The organism is Pseudomonas sp. IT-P294 (assembly GCF_949767865.1).
In the GTDB taxonomy this organism is placed as follows: domain Bacteria; phylum Pseudomonadota; class Gammaproteobacteria; order Pseudomonadales; family Pseudomonadaceae; genus Aquipseudomonas.
The window spans coordinates 55,195-75,195 of the sequence record NZ_CATKQW010000006.1; the positions used below are offsets into that span (position 1 = coordinate 55,195).

A 20,001-nucleotide genomic window follows, 5' to 3' on the forward strand; every position below is an offset into this window, starting at 1 on the left:
GTTGCTTTGAAAGAAACTACAGTTCAGAGGGAATAATCCTACGTGACGTTCGTCTCATAGCTCCTTCCCCCTGCGGCCTACGGCCCTGGAGTTTTTCATGGTTGATCGCTCAACACCGCCAACCGGGCCCTCCCGGCCACCGCTGAGTGCCGCGAGCCTGACATTGCGACTGACTGGCATTGCTGTGGTGGTCGCCGCCCTCGCCGGGGCATTTGCCTACGTCAACGGCACACTCGACCCACAGCGACTGACGCCGAAAAAGCTGATCAATGTGCTGGAAACCAACAATGGCGTGCACCCCGGCTTCCGGCGTAACCACTCCAAAGGCGTGTGCGTGATCGGGCACTTCGAGAGCAGTGGCGAGGCGCGCAGCTACTCGAGTGCTCAGGTGTTCAATGAAGCCCGAACCCCGGTGGTGGGGCGATTCGCGCTGCCGGCTGGCAATCCTTATGCGCCGGACAACAGCGTGCCGATTCGCAGCATGGCGCTGCGCTTCACCCAGGCCAACGGTCAGCAGTGGCGCACCGGGATGAACAGCATGCCGGTGTTCCCCGTGGGCACGCCCGAAGCGTTCTATCAATTGCAGCAAGCGCAATCCCCCGATCCGGCCACTGGCAAACCCAATCCTGCTGCCGTGCCGGCGTTCTTCGGCGCGCATCCGGAAGCCGCACCTTTCCTGGCGTGGATCAAGACGGCCAAACCGTCAGCCAGTTACGTGACGGAAACCTATAACAGCGTCAACGCGTTTTACCTGGTGAACGCCGCCGGACAGCGGCAAGCGGTGCGCTGGAGCATGGTGCCGGTGGCGAAGGATGCCGCCGGCGCAACGGCACCGGAGGGCGGCGACTTCCTAGAGAAAGACCTGGTGCAGCGCATTGCCGCAGGGCCGTTGCGTTGGCAGTTGAACATTACTCTGGCCAACCCCGGGGATCCGGTCAACGACGCCAGCAAGGCCTGGCCCGATGGCCGCAAGGTCCTGAATGCCGGCACCCTGGTGCTCGAAAACACCCAACCGCAACTCAATGGTGAGTGCCGAGACATCAACTACGATCCGCTCGTGCTGCCTGCCGGTATAGAAGGGTCCGACGACCCGCTGCTCGCGGCTCGTTCAGCCGGTTACGCCAGTTCCTACTTGCGTCGTACCAGTGAAGTCAGCCAGTTGCCTGCCGCTAAACAGGAGGCTCAACAATGAGCACTCAACCGAATCATTTCGCTCCTTTGGCGCGACTGCTGCACTGGCTGATGGCGTTGATGATCATTGCCATGCTGTTTATCGGCGCGGGCATGGTGGCCTCGGTGTCCGAACGGCATGAATGGTTGATCCATCTGCACAAGCCTTTAGGTGTCGCGATTCTATTGTTGGTGATTGTGCGTTTGGTCGTGCGTTTTTCCACGCAGCAACCACCGCTGCCGGCGGACCTGCCAGGTTGGCAAGTGCTGGCGGCAAAGGCCTCGCATGTCTTGTTGTACGCCTTGATGCTGATTTTGCCGCTGCTGGGCTGGGCGATGATTTCAGCCGCCGGGGACCCGGTGATGCTGAGCAGTTCGATCCAGTTGCCGTCGATCCTGCCCGCCAATGCGCAGGTGTTTGCGTTTTTGCGCAAGGCTCATGGGTATCTGGCGTATCTGCTGTTTCTAACGGTGCTGGTGCATCTGGCGGCCGCGTTGTTTCACGGCTGGGTGCGTCGCGACGATGTGCTGGACAGTATGTTGCGAGGAAAGGATCGCGTCTGAGTGAGGCATGGCTGCATGCGAGGCATGCAGCCATCGAGCTCGATCAGCGCAGGATGTCGATCATCTCGGCAACGGTCGTCAGTACGTCCTTGCCCAGTTGCTTCGAGCGCTTGCCCGACCAGCCGGTGAGCGCATTCGGCGCGTCATCGTTGTCCTTGAAAGGCATTTCCAGGGTCAGCGAGAGGCAGTCGAATTTCTGACCGACGCTGTTGCAAGCCAGCGTCATATTGGCTTTGCCCGGCTCGTCACGGGTGTAACCGTGCTTGGTCTGGAAGTCCTTGGTCTGGTGTTTCAGGTGACTGCGGAAATGCTCTTCGAGTTTTTCGATCCGCGGCGTATAGCCCGGGTTGCCTTCGCAACCGGCGGTGAACACATAAGGAATTTCTTCGTCGCCGTGAATGTCGAGGAACAGATCGACGCCGTATTTTTCCATTTGTTGCTGAACAAACCACACTTCCGGGCTGTTTTCCGGGCTGGCGCTCTGCCACGCACGGTTCAGGTCCTGGCCCATCGCGTTGGTTCGCAGATGGCCGTGGAAGGCGCCGTCGGGGTTCATGTTCGGCACCAGATACAGATCGGCGCTGGCCAGGAGTTTGTTCAGCACAGGATCGTCGTGCCGTTCCAGGCGCTCGATCACGCCTTCCATGAACCATTCGGCCATGTGTTCGCCGGGGTGTTGCTGGGCGATCATCCAGATTTTGCGCCGACCTTCGGCGCCGGTGCCTTTACGCAATAACTGAATGTCTCGACCTTCTGCGCTTTTGCCTGTGGCCAGCAGTTCGGTGCCGGCCTTGGTCAGCGCCTGTTCGATCAGCCAGTCGTGACGGCCTCGGCTGTAAGGTTCGAAGTAAGCAAACCAGGCGTGGGTGGCCGTGGCTTCAAGGCTGAAACGCAGGCAGTCACCTTCAAAGATGGTCGGCACCCGGAACCAGTTGACGTGGTCGTAGGACGCTACGGCCTGATAACCATCCCAAGCCTTGTTATACGAAGACTTGCTGGCATTGTTCAGACGAAACCAGTGCTCTTGACCGACGTGCAGACCGCTGGCCTTGAAGTGAAACCATTGGAAGTGTTGGCTGCGGGTGTCCGGCTTGATAGCCAGCAATGCTTGCAACGGGTTGCTGATGTCCAGCACTTCAATGTTGCCACTGTCGAAGTTGGCGCTGATATCGAAGGAAGATTTGGCCACGCTCATAGTCGATTCCTGAATATGATTTATGGCTGCTACTTTACACGCTGGGAAGGGAAATACCGGGGGAAATTGTGGGGTGGAAAGGGGGGGGCGTCCTCCTTGACGCCGACGCAGCTTAGAGACTGTGTAATCGATTCTCAAGTGCTATTTTTATAAGTTTGGGCCAATGATGCCGGGCTTATTTCGCAGACGGATGTTCTTTCGCTATTAGCCGCACATTCGAATTAACATCACGTCATGTCTTCATTTGCCTGACAGCCAACGCCAGAATAATCGGCAAAAAAAAACCCGGCAAAAAAGCCGGGTCAAAAACCGTGATTAGCCTGATGAGGAGATAATCCAGAAGACCGACCTAAGGTCTCTTGGCCATCGACTGATCTCGCGACCAGCTGCATGCAATAATAATCATTCTCGTTTGCAAGTCAAATGATTTTATCTGCTCGATTGGAAAATTCTTTCCCGGCCTCTTCTCGGGCAAGTGCGCCTCATAGCGCCGGAGCACCTTGCAGAGACCGATCTATCATCGCCTTGGCCATGTCGATCATGTGCACCGTAGAAAACGCCAGGTCACGGCTCGCGCCATTCAGGTTGTTGGCTGATTCGTACGCCGTTGCCGCGGCACAGCGCAACAGGTCCGAGGCGTGAACCAGTGCTTCTTCCGCGCTGATGTCCGGTTTCACATCGAAAAAACGCTCCTCGACGGCCACTTCTGACACAGCTGGTTTCAAGTAATAGTCCAACGCTCGCTGCGCTGCGGCATAGCCTTTGGTGGAGGTGAGAGTGGTGTCGATTTGCAGGTCCGGCAAGTCGTTGCTGGGGTTGGTCATGACGATGGCAAGCTCCGTGATAGATTCAGATCCGTGAACCCATCCTAGTACCATCTGTATTTGTGACCGGAATTTAAATACTACAATTTGTGTTTTGTTGGTCGGAGTACCCCACGTATCGTGCCGCACATGGATAAATGGATTGAGTTGGTCAAAGCCAAGATGAGTGAGCTCAAAGTCACTCAGGAAGTACTCGCCGACCGCCTGGGGATGTCCCAGGGTGGCGTGGGTCATTGGCTGAATAAACGCCGTCAGCCGAGCATCGAAGACATGAACCGTGTCTTGCGAGCGCTCGGGATGGAATTTCTGGAAGTGGCGATGGTGATTCGCGAGCCTGTGGTCCTGCTGGACGATGAGGTGTCCCTGACACACAAATACAACCCGTACTTCCGTTACCCGGTCAGCGACTGGCGAGAGCCTGCCCAATTGCGGGACGGTGAATTGCCGGAATACGGCAAGCCCCGGTTTGAACTCACGGATTACCACGCGCAGGGCAAGGCGTTCTGGCTGGTGGTGGTCGGCGATGCGATGACCGCACCCACCGGCATCAGCATCGCCGAAGGCATGATGATCCTGGTAGACCCGGCCATCGTGCCGGAACCTGGAAAGCTGGTCATCGCTCAATGGCCGGACAGCGCCGAGGCGACCTTTCGCAAGCTGATCGAAGAGGGCGGGCAGCGTTACCTGGTCCCGCTCAATCCGACGTATCCGAAAGCCCTGTACACCGAGGAATGCAGAATCCTCGGCGTGGTGGTTCAGGCAACGGCCAGATTCTAATCAGATCGGTCCTCGCAGAGCGTAGGACCGATCCTCATTTCAAGCCTCTTCCAGCTCGACCAACGCACTGCCTTCGCTAACCATCTCGCCTTCCTGGCAATACAGCGCCTTGATCACTCCGGCGTGTGGTGCACGAATGCTGTGCTCCATCTTCATCGCTTCCAGCACCACCAGTTGCGCCCCGGCTTCAACGGTTTGCCCGGCCTCGACCAGCACGCGTACGATGCTGCCGTTCATGGGCGCGGTCAGCCCGCCCTGATGGCTGTGGCTGGCTTCGACGGCGCTGATCGGGTCGTAGGACTCGATACGACGCAACTCGCCATTCCATTGCAGATACACCACCTCGCCATGGCGGATTACCCGATGCTGGCGGCGGACGCCATCGTGGTCGGTCAGCAGTTGCTCGCCCTTGAGTTGTGCGGTGTGGGCATCAACGTTACCCAGCGTCAGCGCTCGGTCCTGACCCTCGCAGCTTAAATGCAAGGTGATTTCTCGCGGCAGACCGGCACGTAAACCGTTGCTGATGCCCCACGGCGAACTCACATCATCGGCGCGCACTGTACGCGGCAGGCTCTGGGCAAACGCTTGAGCGGCGGCTTGCCAGAATTCGTCGCCCAGATCCGCAGGTGCCGGCAGCAATTGCTCCTGATAGCGCGGGATGAACCCGGTATCCAGTTCTGCCGCAGCGAACGCCGGGTGAGCGATGATCCGGCGCAGGAAGTTGATGTTGGTCTTGAGCCCGCCGATGGCAAACTCATCGAGCATGCTCAACAAGCGCAAGCGCGCCTGTTCACGGTCCTCGCCCCAGGCAATCAGCTTGCCGAGCATCGGATCGTAGAACGGCGAAACCTCGTCGCCTTCTTCAACACCGCTGTCGACCCGGCGTCCCGGTCCTTGCGCAGATTCGCGGTACAGTTCCAGGCGTCCGGTCGCCGGCAGGAAATCGTTGCCAGGGTCCTCGGCATACAGCCGTACTTCGATGGCATGGCCGATCAGCGGAACCTGCTCTTGAGTCATCGGCAACGGTTCACCGCGTGCCACACGGATTTGCCAGGCCACCAGGTCAAGGCCGGTGATGGCTTCGGTGACCGGGTGCTCGACCTGCAGGCGCGTGTTCATCTCCATGAAGAAAAACTCGCCGCGCGAATCCAGCAAAAACTCCACGGTGCCGGCACCGACATAACCGATGGCCTGTGCCGACCGCACCGCCGCTTCGCCCATGGCGCGACGCAACTCCGGGCTCAAGCCTGGCGCGGGTGCTTCTTCGACGACTTTCTGGTGCCGACGCTGGATCGAGCAGTCTCGCTCATTGAGATACAAACAGTTGCCGTGCTGATCGGCGAAGACCTGGATTTCCACGTGACGCGGTTTGAGCAAATATTTCTCGACCAGCATCCGAGAATCGCCAAACGAGGATTTGGCTTCACGCTGGGCCGAGGCGAGGGCTTCGGCCAGTTGGCTGACGTCCTCGACGACTTTCATGCCCTTGCCACCGCCACCGGCCGTGGCTTTGAGCAACACCGGGTAACCAATGCGTTCGCAAGCATCGCGGAAGGTGTCGAAATCCTGAGCTTCACCGTGGTAGCCAGGCACCAACGGCACACCGGCGGTTTCCATCAAGGCTTTGGCGGCGGACTTGCTGCCCATCGCATCGATGGCGGAGGCCGGCGGGCCTAGGAAAATCAGACCCGCTTCTTCAATCGCGCGGGCGAACCCGGCGTTCTCCGACAAGAAGCCATAACCTGGATGAATCGCTTGAGCGCCGCTGGCTTTGGCGGCAGCAATCAGTTTGTCGATTTGCAGGTAACTGTCGGCGGCTTTGCTGCCACCGAGGTCGACGCGGATATCCGCTTCGCGGCTGTGTCGCGCATCACGGTCGGTGGCGCTGTGCACGGCCACGGTGGTCAGGCCCAGGGCCTTGGCGGTGCGCATCACCCGGCAGGCGATCTCTCCGCGGTTGGCCACCAGCAGGGAAGTAATGACAGGTGCGCTCATTAACGCGGCTCCTTGGTGGTGGGTGCTTGCCAACTCGGCGGGCGCTTTTGCAGAAAGGCACGCAAGCCTTCCTGACCTTCGGGGCTGACGCGGATGCGGGCGATGGCGTTTTCGGTGTAGCGGCGCAGCGCCGGGGTCAGCGCGCCGTTGCCGACTTCACGCAGCAGGTCCTTGCTGACACGCATGGCGGCGGGGCTGTTGAGCAGCAGGTTGTCGATCCAATGTTCGACGTTCTGTTCCAGCTCGACGGCCGGAAAGCTCTCCGACAATAGGCCGATTTCTCGTGCCCGTTGACCGCCGAAACGCTCGGCGGTCAGCGCATAACGGCGTGCCGCGCGTTCGCCGATGGCTTGCACCACGAACGGACTGATGACGGCTGGCGCCAGGCCGATGCGTACTTCGGACAGGCAAAACTGCGCTTCATCCGTGCCAATCGCCATGTCGCAGCAACTGATCAGACCCAGTGCGCCGCCGAATGCCGCGCCTTGGACCACGGCCAACGTCGGGACTTTCAGCTTGGCGAGGTTGTACATCAGCTCCGCCAATTCCCGGGCGTCGTCGAGATTGGTGTGGTAATCGAGCTCGGCCGATTGCTGCATCCAGGCCAGGTCGGCCCCGGCGCTGAAATGCTTGCCGCGACCGCGCACCAGTAAAAACCGCAGGCTGGCATCGGTCGAAACCTTGTCCAGCGCGAGGATCAGTTCACGGATCATCTCGGCGTTGAAGGCATTGTTCTTTTCTTCGCGGCTGAGCCACAGGGTTGCGAAACCCCGCGGGTCGGTCAGCAGCTCGAGGGTGTTGAAGTCGCTCATGGTTTTCTCCCGATCACATCCGGAACACGCCGAAGCGGCTCTGTTCGATTGGTGCGTTCAACGATGCGGACAAGGCCAGGGCCAAGACATCGCGGGTCTGGGCCGGATCGATGACGCCGTCGTCCCACAACCGTGCGCTGGAATAGTAAGGGTGGCCCTGCTCTTCGTATTGATCGAGGATCGGTTGTTTGATCTCGGCTTCCTGCTCGGCGCTGAAACCCTGACCACTGCGCTCGGCCTGTTCGCGTTTGACCTGCACCAAAACGCCTGCTGCCTGCTCGGCACCCATCACGCCGATGCGTGCGTTCGGCCACATCCACAGGAAGCGCGGGTCGTAGGCGCGACCGCACATGCCGTAGTTGCCGGCACCAAAACTGCCGCCAATGATCACTGTGAATTTCGGCACCTTGGCGCACGCCACGGCGGTCACCAGTTTCGCGCCGTGCTTGGCGATGCCGCCGGCCTCGTATTTCTGACCGACCATGAAGCCGGTGATGTTTTGCAGGAACAGCAGCGGAATGCCGCGCTGACAGGCCAGCTCGATGAAGTGCGCGCCTTTCTGCGCGGCTTCGGCAAACAGGATGCCGTTGTTGGCGAGGATCGCGATCGGGTAACCGTGCAGGTGCGCAAAGCCGCACACCAGCGTGGTTCCGAACAACGCTTTGAATTCGTCGAACACCGAACCGTCGACCAGCCGCGAGATGACTTCGCGCACGTCGAACGGTTGCTTGGCGTCCGCCGACACCACGCCGTACAACTCATCGCTGCTGTAGAGCGGGGCGATGGGCGTGCGTTGTTGCAGTTCACCCAGCTTGCGCCAGTTGAGGTTGGCAACACTGCGCCGGGCAATGGCCAGGGCGTGTTCGTCACTTTCGGCGTAGTGGTCGGCGACCCCGGAAATCTTGCAGTGCACATCGGCACCGCCCAGGTCTTCGGCGCTGACCACTTCACCGGTCGCGGCTTTTACCAGCGGCGGGCCGGCGAGGAAAATCGTCGCTTGCTGGCGCACCATGATCGCTTCGTCCGCCATCGCCGGCACGTAGGCGCCACCGGCGGTGCACGAACCCATCACCACCGCGATCTGTGGGATGCCCATCGCGCTCATGTTGGCCTGGTTAAAGAAGATCCGGCCAAAGTGTTCGCGGTCCGGAAACACCTCGTCCTGACGCGGCAGGTTGGCGCCGCCGGAATCCACCAGATAGATGCACGGCAAGCGATTCTGCTGTGCAATGGTCTGGGCACGCAGGTGTTTTTTCACGGTCAGCGGGTAATACGAACCACCTTTCACCGTGGCGTCGTTGGCGACGATCATGCATTCGACGCCTTCCACGCGGCCGATCCCGGCAATCACGCCAGCGGCCGGAACGTCTTCGCCATAGACCGCATAGGCCGCCAGTTGGCTGATCTCGAGGAACGGCGAGCCCGGATCGAGCAGGCGATTGATCCGCTCACGGGGCAGCAATTTGCCCCTTGAGGTGTGGCGTTCTTGTGCCTTTGGGCCGCCACCTTGCTGCACTTGGGCGAGCAGGGTGTGCAGGGCGTCGACCTGTTTGAGCATTGCCGCGCTGTTGGCCGCGAACTCCGCTGAACGAGGGTTGAGCTGGGTATGCAGGATAGCCATGGACAGCTCCGTTTAGCGGGTTTCGTTGAACAGTTCGCGACCGATCAGCATGCGACGGATCTCACTGGTGCCGGCGCCGATTTCGTACAGCTTGGCGTCACGCAGCAGACGACCGGCCGGGAATTCGTTGATGTAGCCGTTGCCACCGAGAATCTGGATCGCGTCGAGGGCCATTTGCGTGGCGCGTTCGGCGCTGTAGAGGATCACGCCAGCGGCGTCCTTGCGGGTGGTTTCGCCGCGCTCGCACGCCTGGGCCACCGCATACAGATAGGCGCGGCTGGCGTTCAGTTGGGTGTACATGTCGGCGACTTTGCCCTGGATCAGCTGAAATTCGCCGATGCTCTGGCCGAACTGTTTGCGGTCGTGAATGTACGGAACGATCAGGTCCATGCAGGCCTGCATGATCCCGGTCGGGCCGCCAGACAGCACGACGCGCTCGTAGTCGAGGCCGCTCATCAGCACTTTCACGCCGCCATTGAGGATGCCGAGAATGTTTTCTTCCGGCACTTCAACGTCGTCGAAGAACAATTCGCAGGTGTTGGAGCCGCGCATGCCCAGCTTGTCGAACTTGTTGCTGCGGCTGAAGCCTTTCCAGTCACGTTCGACGATAAACGCGGTGATGCCGTGCGGGCCTTTTTCCAGGTCGGTTTTGGCGTAGATCACGTAGGTGTTGGCGTCCGGACCGTTGGTAATCCAGGTTTTGCTGCCGTTGAGCACGTAGTGATCGCCGCGTTTATCGGCGCGCAACTTCATCGACACCACGTCGGAGCCGGCATTCGGCTCACTCATGGCCAGGGCACCGATGTGCTCGCCGCTGATCAGTTTTGGCAGGTACTTGGTTTTCTGTTCGTGATTGCCGTTGCGGTTGATCTGGTTGACGCACAGGTTGGAGTGCGCGCCGTAAGACAGGGCGACCGAGGCCGAGCCACGGCTGATTTCTTCCATGGCCACGACGTGGGCCAGATAGCCCAGGCCAGCGCCGCCGTATTCTTCCGCCACGGTGATGCCCAGCAGGCCCATGTCGCCAAATTTGCGCCACAAGTCGGCCGGGAACAGGTTGTCGATGTCGATCTGGGCCGCGCGTGGCGCGATCTCTTTGGCGACGAAGGACTGAACCTGATCGCGCAGCATGTCGATGGTTTCACCGAGGGCAAAGTTCAGGGATGGGTAGCTCATGGGTCACCTTTTGGCTTTTTTGTAGGGTGGGGAGGGCAGTGATTCAGCTCTCACCTTTACGTTAACGTAAGCCTGTGACGAATGGCTGTCAATCACCCTTTACGTTAACGTCAACTTGAGCGAGAGTAGAGGCACATTTTCTGTATCAACCCACTAATAAAGACAATAGGGGTCGTCATGGATCAACCCAGTGCAAATCCGCAGCGCAGCTATACCCGTGGATCCCAGGACAAAGCCTTGCTGGCGATGACCATCGGCGAGAAGTTCGATCAGACCGTCGCGCAGTATTCGACCGGGGAGGCGCTGGTCGTGCGCCACCAACAGCTGCGCTACACCTGGCAGCAACTGGCCGAAGCCGTCGACCTGCACGCCAAGGCCCTGTTGGCGCTGGGGTTGCAGACCGGTGACCGGCTCGGCATCTGGGCACCGAACTGCGCGCAGTGGTGCATCAGCCAGTTCGCCAGCGCGAAAATCGGCGTGATCCTGGTCAACATCAACCCGGCGTATCGCAGCTCCGAACTCGAATACGTGTTGAAGCAATCCGGCTGCCAATGGCTGGTCTGCGCGGGTTCGTTCAAGACCTCCAATTATCACGGCATGCTCCAGGGCCTGGTGCCGGAGCTGGCGGAGCAATCCATCGGGAAATTGCAGAGCGAACGCCTGCCCGAATTGCGCGGTGTCATCAGTCTGGACGCACAGCCGCCATCAGGCTTCCTGCCGTGGTCGCAACTGGCCGACCTTGCGAGCAGCGTGTCGACAGAGCAATTGCACGCGCGTCAGGACAGTTTGCATTTCGACCAGCCGGTGAACATCCAATACACCTCTGGCACCACTGGCTTCCCGAAAGGCGCGACCCTCAGTCACTACAATATTCTCAACAACGGTTACATGGTCGGCGAAAGCCTCGGCCTGACGGGCAATGATCGGTTGGTGATTCCGGTGCCGCTGTATCACTGCTTCGGCATGGTCATGGGCAATCTCGGCTGCATTACCCATGGCAGCACCATGATTTATCCCAACGACGCATTCGATCCGCTGCTGACCCTGACCACGGTGGCGGAAGAAAAGGCCACGGCGCTCTACGGCGTGCCAACCATGTTCATCGCCATGCTCGATCAGCCCCAGCGTGCCGAGTTTGATCTGTCGAGCCTGCGTACCGGGATCATGGCTGGAGCGACGTGTCCGATCGAGGTGATGCGCCGGGTCATCAGCGAAATGCACATGAGCGAAGTGCAGATTGCCTACGGCATGACGGAGACCAGTCCGGTGTCATTGCAGACCGGGCCGTCTGACGATCTGGAATTGCGCGTCACCACGGTCGGCCGCACCCAGCCGCAACTGGAAAGCAAGATCATCGACGAAGCGAGCAATCTGGTGCCGCGCGGCACCATTGGTGAGCTGTGCACACGCGGCTACAGCGTGATGCTCGGCTACTGGAACAACCCGCAAGGCACCGCCGAAGCCATCGATCAGGCCGGCTGGATGCACACCGGCGACCTGGCGAGCATGAACGAGGAAGGCTACGTCTGCATTGCCGGGCGCAACAAGGACATGATCATTCGCGGTGGTGAGAATATTTACCCGCGTGAGCTGGAAGAGTTCTTCTTTACCCACCCGGCGGTGGCCGATGTACAGGTAATCGGGATTCCGAGCTCGCGTTATGGCGAGGAGATTGTTGCCTGGATCAAGTTCCACCCGGGCCACAGCGCCACGGAACAAGAGCTGCAGGCCTGGTGCAAAGAGCGCATCGCGCACTTCAAGACGCCGCGTTACTTCAAGTTCGTGGAAGAATTTCCGATGACCGTGACCGGCAAGATCCAGAAATTCCGCATGCGCGAGATCAGTATCGAGGAGTTACGCGAAAAGCAGGTCTGACAATTTCGCCCTTGTGGGAGCCAGCCTGCTGGCTCCCACAAGGGCGGTGGTGAAAACCCGAATCGCAGAAAGCACAAAGGGGAGCCGAAGCTCCCCTTTAATTTGTCGTTGCGCATGCTCTTTTTTTATTATTGAGGGGCGGTCTGTTGTTGTTTTTAGGGACCGTGACCCTTTACCGCTGTTTTTGTCGATCCCCATCCGGGATCAAGAGCAAACGTATTTTTTTGAGCGCTGATCTACTTTTTCGCTGAGCGATCCAACCAGTTCGGGAGCTACCTGAAGGTAGTTTTATTGTTCTCTGCCCGGTTGCGGGTTACTCCGAAAAGCACCCTGAAAAGCACATCCTCTCCAAAAAAATCTGTTAGCTGCGTCTCTGCCGTGTTGTTTTTGTTATGTCAGAGTCGTTACGTCTTATTTTTATTAGGTTTGCCGCTTTTTTTGTTCTTGTTATGCAATAGAGATAGCAGGAGCCGTGCCAACTTTTTAAAATCCTTTAAAATCAATGGTTTGAGTTTTTCGTAAGGTTTCTGCCTCAGGCAAACCCCTACAATTTGTTTCCGTGTTACTCGCTTATCCCCACGTTTCAGATGCAGCGGTAACACCCGGACACATCACTGGGCGCTACGAGCCTTGGCCACGCGCGAACCGGTCGGACGTCCCAGCACGGAGCAAATCTGCTGCCCAGCCAGAATCAAGGCGTCCAGGTCTATTCCGGTGTCGATGCCCAAACCGTTGAGCAGGTAGACCACGTCCTCGGTGGCGACGTTACCGCTGGCGCCCTTGGCGTACGGGCAGCCGCCGAGGCCGGCGATGGAGCTGTCGAACACCGCGATGCCTTCCAGCAGGCTGGCGTAGATGTTGGCCATGGCCTGGCCATAGGTGTCGTGGAAATGTCCGGCCAGCTTTTCACGCGGCACTTGGGCCGAGACCACTTCGAACATCTTGCGGGTTGCGCCGGCGGTGCCCGTGCCGATGGTGTCGCCCAGGGAGACCTCATAGCAGCCCATGGCGTAGAGCTCGTGAGCGACCCGGGCGACTTGCTCAGGCGCAACGTTACCTTCGTAAGGACAGCCCAGCACGCAGGACACGTAACCGCGCACGCTCACGCCGTGTTGTTTCGCCGCGTCCATGATCGGAACGAAACGCTCAAGGCTTTCACTGATCGAGCAGTTGATGTTGCGTTGCGAAAACGCTTCGGAGGCCGCCGCGAATACCGCGACTTCCTTGACCCCGGCCGCAATTGCGTCTTCAAACCCGCGCAGGTTGGGGGCGAGTGCGCCATAGGTCACGCCAGGCTTGCGCTGGATCTGCGCGAAAACTTCGGCGGAACCGGCCATTTGCGGCACCCACTTGGGCGAGACGAAACTGCCGACTTCAATGTAGCCAAGGCCTGCGGCGGTCAGCGCGTCGACCAGTTGCACCTTGTCGGCGACGCTGATCGGTTGCGCTTCGTTTTGCAGACCGTCACGGGGGCCGACTTCGACCAGGCGTACGTGGGTGGGTAGAGACATGGGAATCGACCTGTGCTGATTGTCTGAATGTTCGGAAATCCCTGTGGGAACAGGCTTGCCCGCGATAGCGGTGGGTCAGCCAGCATCAATGTTCAATGACATGACCTCATCGCGGGCAAGCCCGCTCCCACAGGAGATCCTGTTGACCTACTGAGCCACTTGCTGGCTCTTGATCGTCTTTTCAAGCGCCTGGGTGCAACGCTCTTGCGCGGTGTCCAGTTCCAGCTTCATCTGCTCGATGTCGAGCATCTGCTGCTCCAGCTGTTCGCGGCGCTCGGCGATCTTGTTCAACATGGTTTGCAATTGTTTCTGATTGCCGCCGGTGGGGTCGTAAAGCTCGATCAACTCGCGGCATTCAGCCAGGGAGAAACCAATACGCTTGCCCCGCAGGATCAGCTTCAGACTGACCTTGTCGCGCGGGGTATAAACGCGTTCCTGGCCACGACGCTCAGGGCTGAGCAGGCCTTGCTCTTCATAAAAGCGAATGGCCCGCGTGGTGATGTCGAGCTCGCGGGCGAGGTCGGAAATGCTATAGGTCTGGCTGCTCATGGAAGCGCTCGAAAAAGGTCATGGCGCTAAGCTAATGTCAGGTTGACGTTTACGTCAAGGGGCTTGGATCTTTGGTGTTGCCGTTGGCCTCATCGCGGGCAAGCCCGCTCCCACAGGGATCGCGCTATACCGGTGGGAGCGGGCTTGCCCGCGATGAGCGATAACGCGGTCCAAAGCCCTACACCTTATCGAGCTTCTTCTCATGCGCCGTCACTTGCTGGCACAACTCGATCATCTGTTCGCGCATCCAGCGGTTGGCGGGGTCCTGGTCGGTGCTTTCGTGCCAGTAGAGGTGGGTTTCCACCGGCGGGACGTCGTTGACCGGCAGGTTCACCGAATACAGCTCATGGCGACGGGCGAAACGCTCGGGCACGGTCATGACCATGTCGGTCTGCTGCAACACCTGGGAAGCCATCAGGTAATGCTGGGAACGCAGCGCGATCTTGCGCTGGATGCCCATTTTCCCAAGGGCCAGGTCGACATGGCCCAGGCCACTGCGGCGGCTGGAAATGTGAATGTGGGTCAGCGACAGATAGTCGTCGAGGGTGAATTTTTCCTTGCCCGCCAGCGGATGGCCCTTGCGCATGGCACACACGTAACGGTCTTCCATCAGCTTGACGTGGCGCACTTGCGGGTCGGTGTTGAGCGGCGCATCGACGGCAAAGTCGAGTCGCCCGGCCGCCAGCTCCTTGGTGGTCTCGCGGCGTTTGGACAGGAAGCTCTCGATGATCACCGTCGGCGCCAGGCGGCGCAGGCGCTGGAACAGCGGCGGCAGAATCACGGCCTCGGTGAGGTCGGTCATGCTGATGCGGTACGTCTTGACCGCCTGCAACGGGTTGAAAATCCGGCTTTCCTGCACCGATACGCGTAGCAGCGAGAGGGCGTTACGCACCGGGCCGATAATGTTCTGGGCCATCGGTGTCGGCACCATGCCTTGTGCGGTGCGCACGAACAACGGGTCGTTGAAGGTCTCGCGCAGGCGGGCCAGGGCGTTCGATACCGCCGGCTGAGTAATGCCGACAATCTGCCCGGCGCGGGTCAGATTGGCTTCGGTGTAGATCGCGTCGAAGACGATGAAGAGGTTGAGGTCGACCTTGCTCAGATTCATTGCGCGGCACTCTTATTGTTTGGGGCTTTTTGTTGTGGCCGGAGGCCTTTGCGATCACCCGATCATATATCGGTGATGAATGTTAATACACGCCGAGAATAGGCTAGGTAAATTTTCGTAGCTGTTCTAGCATCGATTGCATGACCTAAACAACCTCTTCCCAAGAAGGTAATTGCTCATGGATTTCGCTTATTCGCCCAAGGTTCAGGAACTGCGTGAGCGCGTGACCGCGTTCATGGACACTTACGTTTATCCCGCCGAAGCGGTGTTCGAGCGCCAGGTTGCCGAAGGCGATCGCTGGCAGCCGACCGCGATCATGGAAGAGCTCAAACTCAAGGCCAAGGCCGAAGGCCTGTGGAATTTGTTTCTGCCTGAGTCCGAACTCGGTGCAGGCCTGACCAACCTCGAATACGCGCCACTGGCGGAGATCATGGGCCGCTCGCTGCTCGGTCCGGAGCCATTCAACTGCTCTGCGCCAGACACCGGCAACATGGAAGTCCTGGTGCGTTACGCCAATGAAGAACAGAAACAACGCTGGCTCGAACCGCTGTTGCGCGGTGAGATCCGCTCGGCGTTCGCCATGACCGAACCGGACGTGGCATCGTCCGACGCCACCAACATGGCTGCCCGCGCCGTGCGTGATGGCGACGAGTGGGTGATCAACGGCAAGAAATGGTGGACCTCAGGCGCTTGTGATCCGCGCTGCAAGATCCTGATCTTCATGGGCTTGAGCAATCCGGATGCGCCGCGCCACGCTCAGCACTCGATGATTCTGGTGCCGGTGGATACCCCTGGCGTGAAGATCGTTCGTCCGCTGCCAGTGTTCGGTTATGACGATGCGCCGCACGGTCACGCTGAAGTGCTGTTTGAAAACGTGCGCGTGCCGTACGAAAACGTCCTGTTGGGTGAAGGGCGCGGCTTCGAAATCGCTCAGGGTCGTCTTGGCCCCGGCCGTATTCACCACTGCATGCGGTCGATCGGCATGGCTGAGCGTGCGCTGGAATTGATGTGCAAACGTGCGGTGAACCGCACTGCGTTCGGCAAACCCCTGGCTCGTCTGGGCGGCAATATCGACAAGATCGCCAACTCGCGCATGGAAATCGACATGGCGCGTCTGCTGACGTTGAAAGCGGCTTACATGATGGACACCGTCGGCAACAAGATTGCGAAAAGCGAAATTGCGCAGATCAAAGTGGTCGCGCCCAACGTGGCCTTGCGCGTTATCGACCGGTCGATCCAGATGCATGGCGGGGCAGGGGTTTCCAATGATTTCCCACTGGCCTACATGTACGCGATGCAACGCACCCTGCGCCTGGCCGATGGCCCGGACGAAGTGCACCGCGCGGCGATTGGCAAGTTCGAGATCGGCAAGTACGTGCCCAAAGAGATGATGCGTAGCGGGCAGTAAGACCGCGCTATCGTTCATCGTCGGAACGCCGCCCGGAGCCGGTTCGCTCCCACATTTGATCTCCAGTATTCACTCGATCAATGTGGGAGCGAGCCTGCTCGCGATGGCGTCCGCCTGTTCAACACCAATATCTGACTCAATACACCCAAACCTCAACCCGCCGATTCTTGATCCGCCCCTCATCCGCGCTGTTCGTCGCCACCGGCATCTCGGCGCCAAAACCGCGGATCTCGCGAAACACCACGCCGCCTCTCACCAGTTCGCGCCGCACCGCCATGGCCCGCAGCTTCGATAACAGATCGGCGCGTGCCGGGTCACTTTTCGCATCGCCAAATCCCACCAGTGTCACTTGCCGGGCGGTCTTGTCGTGCTGCTTTATATAGTCGAGCACCCGCGACAAGTCCTGTCGGGCCTTGTTGTCCAGGGTCGCGCTGCCTTCTTCAAAGCGAAAATTCACCGACAGGCGTTGTGCATGACGACTGAGCGCCTGGTAGGCCTCAGGCATCAGGGCGTTTGGCGTCACCGTCATGGCCTGTACAGTCTGGGCAATGAAGCCGTTGGCCGCAACAATCGCCTGGCCTTCGCTGCTTTGCGCAAACGTCACCAGCGCTTGGGCCCAGGGATTTTTCCCCTGCGGCGGTAAGTAAAAGAACAGTCGCCGGGACAGCGGATAGTCTTCGGTGGCAATCAGGTTATTCAGCGGCAGCATGGCCTGGGATTGTCCGTCGGCGATCGCCACGGCTTTGGCCTTGAGCACATAAGGCAAACCGATGAAACCAATGCCTTGCGGGTCCTGGCTGACCGCGTCGGATAATTGCTCGCTGGATTCGAAGCGTTTCGCGGCGCTATTCAGCGTTTTTCCACGACGACTGAGAACCAATTCCTTGAAGGTGTCGTAGGTGCCCGATTGGTCATCGCGCGCGTACAGATGAATTGCCCCGCCACGGCCGCCCAACGCTTCCCAGGTCTTAGCCTCGCCGCTGAAAATGCGCGCCAGTTGTTCGGTGTTGAGCTGATTCAGCGGGTTTTGCGGATGGAGGATGATCGCCAGGCCATCGATGGCAATCACTTGCTCGGCGTCGGGGCTTTTAAAGTCGCCCAGCGGTTCGAGTTCCAGGCGTTCGCTGTCCTTGATCGGACGCGACGAGGCGGCGAGATCGGCCGAGGCGTTTTTCAGGGCGCTGAATCCGGTGCTGGAACCATGGGCCGCGACATCCACCGCCACCCGTTGTCCCTGAGCGGTTTCGCCGACGACACGCAGTTCGTTGGCTTTGTCCGGGACTTCGCGATGAACCCTGAGCAGGCCCCGTTCGCGCATTAACCCCTCGACCAGCGCCGGCCCCAGTGCCGCACCGATGGTGTTGGAGCCCTGGATGCGCAAGACCGGGCCATTGTCGGAGAGCGGCAAATCGCTTGCCGAGGTCATCAATGGCAAACCGGCGCACAGCATCAACAGGAACAAAACGCGCAGCGTCATGCCGGCACCTTATATAGCCAAGGAAAGTGCCGGGAGAATAAGTCGGTAAGGTTTCCGAAAGATGACAGTGATCGTTCCCGCGCTCTGCGTGGGAATGCCTCTAGGGACGCTCCGCGTCCAGTGACGCGGAGCGTCACGGGCTATACACAGAGCGTGGGAACGATCATGTGAAGGCGGGGGAATCAGCTCAACTCAAGCCAGATCGGCGCATGATCCGAGGGCTTTTCCATGCCGCGCAGTTCGTAATCCACCCCCGCGTCCTTCACGCGTGGCAACAAGCCATGAGACGCCATGATCAGGTCAATCCGCAGCCCACGCTTGGGCTCGTCTTCGAAGCCGCGACTGCGGTAGTCGAACCAGCTGAAACGGTCGGCCACGTCCGGGTTCAAGTGACGGAAACTGTCCACCAGGCCCCAGTTCTTCAGGCGCGCCATCCACTCGCGTTCTTCCGGCAGGAAGCTGCATTTGCCGGTCTTGAGCCAGCGTTTCATGTTGTCCGGACCGATGCCGATGTCGCAGTCTTCCGGGGAAATGTTCACGTCTCCCATCACAACCACTGGCTGTTCATTGCTGAACTGCGATTCCAGCAACAGTTGCAGGTCGCTGTAGAAACGCTCTTTGGCCGGGAACTTGGTGGGGTGATCGCGGCTTTCGCCCTGTGGGAAATAGCCGTTCATGATGGTCACCGGCACGCCATCGGCATCGGCGAACGTGCCCCAGATAAAGCGCCGTTGAGCGTCTTCTTCGTCGGTGGCGAAACCCTTGTGCAACGAAAGGGGTTCTTTACGCGAGAGCAGGGCGACGCCGTAATGGCCTTTCTGCCCGTGGAAATACACGTGATACCCCAGCGCCTGAACCTCGGCGAGCGGGAACTGGTCGTCGTGAACCTTGGTTTCCTGCAGCCCGATGACGTCTGGCTGATGCTTTTCGATCAGCGCCGCCAGCTGATGCGGACGAGCGCGCAGCCCGTTGATGTTGAACGAGACGATCTTCATGGTCGGCAGTCCTGGCAAAAGGGCGATGCTAGCTGACCTGTAGGAATCGGGCCAGTGTTGGGGTGAGGGGATTCACTGTGTTCTGTCAGATCCATTAGCAATCAGGCCTCATCGCGGGCAGCCTGCTCCCACAGGTTACGAGTCTGGTCTATACCTTTTGGGAGCGAGCTTGCTCGCGATGACGGCTTACGCATCGGCACTGATTTGGATCAGCAAGGAACTGTGTCGGCGCTATAGGCTCGTAACCAGAAGAGCGCAGTCATTTGAACAGCGCCCCGGGGAGAAATACCGTTATGCCCGAAACCTCGACCGCCATTGCCGATATTCACATGCTCGACAGCGGCTATGCCCACGAAGCGCGCTCCCTTCTTTACCACGCCTACCGACACGAGCCGACTTTCCGTTACCTGTTCGAAGCCGAACGCCCCGGCTATGAACATCGCGTGCGAGCGACCGTGCGCGAGCTGGTCAAGCAACATTTTCTGCAGGACTTGCCGGCCATCGGCCTGTTGGTCAACGACCGATTGATCGGCATCGCCCTGATTGCACCGCCGCAACGCCGGCTGGGCATTACCGAAAGTTGGGCGTGGCGTCTGCGCATGGTGCTCAGCACCGGATTTCGGTGCACCCGTCGCTACCTCGATTACCACGCCGCTGTGGCTGCCTGTGTGCCGACCGACTCGGTGCACGTCCTTCCGTTGCTGGGGATCCATCCGCAGTTCCAGGGCCAACATTTCGGCGAGCAACTGCTGCAAGCGGTGCATAACTGGTGCGCGGTGGATGAAAACTCCCAAGGCGTGATCCTCGATACCGGGAATCCTCGTTATCTGGAGTTCTATAAGCGTCAGGGCTATGAGGAAATTGGCGAGGTCGCCGTAGGACCGATTCGCGAGCACGTGTTTTTTCACGCCAATCCCCAGGTGTTACAAACAGCAACGGCATAA

Annotated in this window: 17 protein-coding genes; 6 read left to right on the forward strand and 11 right to left on the reverse strand. The window is 59.4% G+C overall.

The window, feature by feature from the left end; translation table 11 throughout:
• Positions 1-97 precede the first annotated feature (97 nt).
• Together ACM6I0_RS05125 and ACM6I0_RS05130 are read left to right on the forward strand one after the other, a co-directional pair.
• Positions 98-1,192 (forward strand): catalase family peroxidase, encoded by a 1,095-nt coding sequence (locus tag ACM6I0_RS05125; protein WP_414921639.1) that lies wholly within the window; start codon positions 98-100, stop codon positions 1,190-1,192.
• Positions 1,189-1,734 (forward strand): cytochrome b, encoded by a 546-nt coding sequence (locus tag ACM6I0_RS05130; protein WP_414921640.1) that lies wholly within the window; start codon positions 1,189-1,191, stop codon positions 1,732-1,734. The genes ACM6I0_RS05125 and ACM6I0_RS05130 overlap by 4 nt, the downstream gene beginning before the upstream one ends.
• A gap of 43 nt (positions 1,735-1,777) precedes the next feature.
• On the opposite strand, the gene ACM6I0_RS05135 is transcribed toward ACM6I0_RS05130, so the two are convergent.
• Together ACM6I0_RS05135 and ACM6I0_RS05140 are read right to left on the reverse strand one after the other, a co-directional pair.
• Positions 1,778-2,929, reverse strand: coding sequence for a M14-type cytosolic carboxypeptidase (locus ACM6I0_RS05135; protein ID WP_285434652.1), 1,152 nt, complete (start codon positions 2,927-2,929; stop codon positions 1,778-1,780).
• A 482-nt stretch (positions 2,930-3,411) separates the two neighbouring features.
• Complete coding sequence (locus ACM6I0_RS05140) at positions 3,412-3,753, reverse strand: DUF6124 family protein (protein WP_285434653.1); 342 nt, start codon at positions 3,751-3,753, stop codon at positions 3,412-3,414.
• A 129-nt stretch (positions 3,754-3,882) separates the two neighbouring features.
• On the opposite strand from ACM6I0_RS05140, the gene ACM6I0_RS05145 reads away from it, so the two are divergent.
• Positions 3,883-4,530, forward strand: a complete 648-nt coding sequence (locus ACM6I0_RS05145; RefSeq protein ID WP_285434654.1) for a LexA family protein — start codon at positions 3,883-3,885, stop codon at positions 4,528-4,530.
• Between the two features lie 39 nt (positions 4,531-4,569).
• Here ACM6I0_RS05145 and ACM6I0_RS05150 read toward each other — a convergent pair whose 3' ends face one another.
• The 4 genes from ACM6I0_RS05150 to ACM6I0_RS05165 are packed head-to-tail and all read right to left on the reverse strand — an operon-like array spanning position 4,570 to position 10,134.
• On the reverse strand, positions 4,570-6,525 hold the full coding sequence (locus ACM6I0_RS05150; RefSeq protein WP_414921641.1) for an acetyl/propionyl/methylcrotonyl-CoA carboxylase subunit alpha: 1,956 nt from the start codon (positions 6,523-6,525) through the stop codon (positions 4,570-4,572).
• Positions 6,525-7,337, reverse strand: a complete 813-nt coding sequence (locus ACM6I0_RS05155) for a gamma-carboxygeranoyl-CoA hydratase (protein WP_414921642.1) — start codon at positions 7,335-7,337, stop codon at positions 6,525-6,527. The genes ACM6I0_RS05150 and ACM6I0_RS05155 overlap by 1 nt, the downstream gene beginning before the upstream one ends.
• A gap of 13 nt (positions 7,338-7,350) precedes the next feature.
• Positions 7,351-8,958, reverse strand: a complete 1,608-nt coding sequence (locus ACM6I0_RS05160; protein ID WP_285434657.1) for a carboxyl transferase domain-containing protein — start codon at positions 8,956-8,958, stop codon at positions 7,351-7,353.
• A 12-nt stretch (positions 8,959-8,970) separates the two neighbouring features.
• Complete coding sequence (locus ACM6I0_RS05165; RefSeq protein WP_285434658.1) at positions 8,971-10,134, reverse strand: isovaleryl-CoA dehydrogenase; 1,164 nt, start codon at positions 10,132-10,134, stop codon at positions 8,971-8,973.
• A gap of 177 nt (positions 10,135-10,311) precedes the next feature.
• On the opposite strand from ACM6I0_RS05165, the gene ACM6I0_RS05170 reads away from it, so the two are divergent.
• Complete coding sequence (locus ACM6I0_RS05170) at positions 10,312-12,009, forward strand: AMP-binding protein (protein WP_414921643.1); 1,698 nt, start codon at positions 10,312-10,314, stop codon at positions 12,007-12,009.
• A gap of 611 nt (positions 12,010-12,620) precedes the next feature.
• Here the strand turns inward: ACM6I0_RS05170 and ACM6I0_RS05175 are convergent.
• The 3 genes from ACM6I0_RS05175 to ACM6I0_RS05185 all read right to left on the reverse strand — a co-directional run bounded on the left by ACM6I0_RS05175 (position 12,621) and on the right by ACM6I0_RS05185 (position 15,177).
• Positions 12,621-13,520 carry a hydroxymethylglutaryl-CoA lyase gene (locus ACM6I0_RS05175; protein WP_414921644.1) on the reverse strand — a complete coding sequence of 300 codons (900 nt, stop codon included), beginning with the start codon at positions 13,518-13,520 and terminating at the stop codon, positions 12,621-12,623.
• A 147-nt stretch (positions 13,521-13,667) separates the two neighbouring features.
• The gene (locus tag ACM6I0_RS05180) at positions 13,668-14,069 is read right to left on the reverse strand and encodes a MerR family transcriptional regulator (RefSeq protein ID WP_414921645.1); all 402 of its coding nucleotides are present in this window, start codon (positions 14,067-14,069) and stop codon (positions 13,668-13,670) included.
• Between the two features lie 178 nt (positions 14,070-14,247).
• Complete coding sequence (locus ACM6I0_RS05185) at positions 14,248-15,177, reverse strand: LysR family transcriptional regulator (RefSeq protein ID WP_090185769.1); 930 nt, start codon at positions 15,175-15,177, stop codon at positions 14,248-14,250.
• Positions 15,178-15,355: 178 nt separating this feature from the next.
• Here ACM6I0_RS05185 and ACM6I0_RS05190 point away from each other — a divergent pair, with 178 nt between their 5' ends.
• Positions 15,356-16,585 (forward strand): acyl-CoA dehydrogenase, encoded by a 1,230-nt coding sequence (locus tag ACM6I0_RS05190; RefSeq protein ID WP_414921646.1) that lies wholly within the window; start codon positions 15,356-15,358, stop codon positions 16,583-16,585.
• Between the two features lie 136 nt (positions 16,586-16,721).
• Here the strand turns inward: ACM6I0_RS05190 and ACM6I0_RS05195 are convergent, their stop codons facing one another.
• A complete protein-coding gene (locus ACM6I0_RS05195; RefSeq protein WP_285434661.1) occupies positions 16,722-18,062 on the reverse strand; it encodes a phosphate ABC transporter substrate-binding/OmpA family protein in 1,341 nt (446 codons plus the stop codon).
• 182 nt (positions 18,063-18,244) lie between these two features.
• Entirely contained in the window at positions 18,245-19,057 is an 813-nt protein-coding gene (gene xthA, locus ACM6I0_RS05200) for an exodeoxyribonuclease III (RefSeq protein WP_285434663.1), read from the reverse strand.
• A gap of 293 nt (positions 19,058-19,350) precedes the next feature.
• On the opposite strand from xthA, the gene ACM6I0_RS05205 reads away from it, so the two are divergent.
• On the forward strand, positions 19,351-20,001 hold the full coding sequence (locus tag ACM6I0_RS05205; protein WP_285434664.1) for a GNAT family N-acetyltransferase: 651 nt from the start codon (positions 19,351-19,353) through the stop codon (positions 19,999-20,001).